This is a genomic window from Photobacterium sp. R1, from assembly GCF_054600795.1.
The window spans coordinates 1-273 of the sequence record NZ_BAAHZP010000534.1; the positions used below are offsets into that span (position 1 = coordinate 1).

2 protein-coding genes are annotated in these 273 nt (G+C 50.2%); one reads left to right on the top strand and one right to left on the bottom strand.

Going from position 1 to position 273, the window contains the following annotated elements; genetic code table 11:
- Positions 1-184: hypothetical protein (locus ACYP03_RS26165; protein ID WP_459782694.1), on the bottom strand; the 184-nt coding region annotated here is incomplete at its 3' end.
- Here ACYP03_RS26165 and ACYP03_RS26170 point away from each other — a divergent pair.
- Positions 122-273 (top strand): DUF2806 domain-containing protein (locus ACYP03_RS26170; protein ID WP_459782695.1); only part of this gene is annotated, 152 nt, incomplete at its 3' end. The two genes, ACYP03_RS26165 and ACYP03_RS26170, sit on opposite strands and share 63 nt — an antisense overlap.

Sequence of the window (273 nt, forward strand, 5' to 3'; positions counted from 1 at the left end):
TCAGATCGACGAAGATCATGAGAAGAAGCTTCAGGAAGGTACCGAACGTCGTAATCATTAGCGGCAACAGCGCCCGCAGCAGAATCTGGTACGCATCTTTATACTTAGCTATGTCTGTTGCCTGGACGTAACCGCGGGCGTACCGGATCCGGTCTGGATCCTTCTTTTTATGACCATAGCACATGATATTTTCAGCCCGCCAATGCATAATCTTTGGAGCCGGATTCTCCGTCAGGTAGTCCTCGCACCTGGTTCGATCTCCCTGTTATGCAT